Consider the following 1,853-nt stretch of genomic DNA (forward strand, 5'->3'; position numbering starts at 1 on the left):
GCTGAATAGTGTTTCACTGCCCGTCTTTGCTCCGCCCCCTGTACGATTACGAGAAATCAGATGACGCGACAACTATCCTGACACAGGGGGCCAACAAGTTTAGAGCACCGCGGAATTCAAGCGAGGGTGCCTACTACATCGACCTAGCCAACAAGTTGAGGTTGTCACTCGCGCAAAAACCAAATTATCCCGCCAAGAATCTGGCAGAGCTCGATACTGTTATCTGGAAAGCATATGGCTCAATCGCGATGACCAAGCCAAATGTACCGTGATCGCAACTCGGTCAAACAATTTGCTTTCGTCGTCTCTGGTGTCCCCGTACTGGCGAGGCGAGGCGATACAATACCGTCCGACATGAGCAGTTCACCGCTACAAGGATCGAGTCATCGGCGCAAGGAAATTTCTGCGACGATGACCCGGACTATACGTATGTTGCCCCTCTACTTCTGCACTCTATAGACCATATACAAACACGTAAAAGCAGTCATGAAATTACTTCAAGCAATCATTGCCAACGCCTGTTCAAGTGCCTTTTCCTTTAGTGTCGCACCTTGCCCAAACCATGCAGACTCCAGTCGATGATCGGCGCTTCGCGCTCGCCGCTCATGGTCAACAAACTCCGTCACGGAGTTGAGCTGATTTCATGCGGCACGATATCTCGGTTGCCGAAACTTTTTTTCGACCTGTAACGCCCCAAACAATCCCCTCACTTGCAAAGAATTTTGACATTTATCTGATGCCCCCTGTTCACTTTCAGGACCGTAATCGTACATTCCTTTACGCCATCTGCTAGCCGTTTTGACAATGAGAATTGCGCATCGCGCCCATAAATGCAATCGATCCATTTCCCATCCGGGAAGCCTATCTCCCCGAACGTGTAGGTTGTCGACCACTCCGACGTGCCTCTGCTCCAGTTCGTTTCGCCGACCAGCTTTGCCTCCTGCTCCGGCGGTCCACCCGATGCCACCGCCGCTCTGAGCGGCACCGGAAATTTGACGTGCGGCGTCCACCCTGGCGTGACCAGCTGAATAGCTGAAGGGGCCACCTCAGCCGGACAGCTGATCTGGTGTGGCGCCGCCGCAGCAGTCTGAACAAAGGCTAACAGGCCCAGCAGCAGCACCTGCGATTTATCTTCGGATGATCCGTTCATGGCTTGCTATCTGATAACAGAAAAGGCGGCGGCATTGTCGGAAGGCGTCTCATAGATTCCGTTTGCATATCTCTTCTTCAAGCGAATAAACCGTTTTTCAATCTTGTCCGTGCCGTTATTTGGCCACTGATCAACGACATAAATCCCATCGGACACTTGCCCCAGATAAAGCGCGCTGTGGTTGCCTCTTGCTAGACTTGGCCAGCGCCCATGTTCAAAGGTTGCGATAGCAGTACCGGGAAGCAGGTTCTTGTTTCCGAGGACCGTTTCACCTTGGCGCCACGATAGGGTTGGCGGAGCGTTCGTAAAGTGCCTCACCAAGGCTACACATTGAAAATCCCCGACTTTGGGCTTACCAACCAACTCGCGCGCAGCTGCATAAATATACGGCATTTTTTCGCTCCTTCGGGAATGAGGAATCGAGCATCACCGAGCCGCAGCCAGCGCGGCCCAAAAGCCTGATCCTCCTCCGCTTGCACAATCGCATGCTTGAGTCCGCACAATGGCTGTTGCAGTTCATGCTGCGCAAGAAACAGACGCAATGGTTACGGGCGCGAAGGTCAGGTTTGACTTTTGGACACGAGCGGAACCATTGCGGGGGGATCTGGAAGGCCAGATTGGTGGTGAGGTGCTTGCTTTGGTGGCGGCGGATGCTGAGCTTGATTAGAGGTACAACGCGCGCCCTCGGCGCGCGGGGCTGGCC

General features: G+C 53.6%; 2 protein-coding genes and 1 pseudogene. All 3 read right to left on the reverse strand.

The features are described from left to right. Positions 1 to 497: 497 nt before the first annotated feature. A pseudogene (locus H7U20_RS31145) lies at positions 498 to 635 on the reverse strand (DUF932 domain-containing protein); the annotation flags it as partial. A 71-nt stretch (positions 636 to 706) separates the two neighbouring features. Continuing rightward, the gene (locus tag H7U20_RS29875; RefSeq protein WP_199762773.1) at positions 707 to 1,150 is read right to left on the reverse strand and encodes an STY0301 family protein; all 444 of its coding nucleotides are present in this window, start codon (positions 1,148 to 1,150) and stop codon (positions 707 to 709) included. Between the two features lie 6 nt (positions 1,151 to 1,156). Next, positions 1,157 to 1,543 carry a BPSL0067 family protein gene (locus H7U20_RS29880; protein WP_199762774.1) on the reverse strand — a complete coding sequence of 129 codons (387 nt, stop codon included), beginning with the start codon at positions 1,541 to 1,543 and terminating at the stop codon, positions 1,157 to 1,159. Between the last annotated feature and the right edge of the window lie 310 nt (positions 1,544 to 1,853).

Source organism: Rugamonas violacea, assembly GCF_016461825.1.
Lineage (GTDB): Bacteria > Pseudomonadota > Gammaproteobacteria > Burkholderiales > Burkholderiaceae_D > Rugamonas.

Coding starts and splice junctions, on each gene's coding strand:
- H7U20_RS29875 (WP_199762773.1), bottom strand. CDS start 1,150: ATGAACGGATCATCCGAAGATAAATCGCAGGTGCTGCTGCTGGGCCTG.
- H7U20_RS29880 (WP_199762774.1), bottom strand. CDS start 1,543: ATGCCGTATATTTATGCAGCTGCGCGCGAGTTGGTTGGTAAGCCCAAA.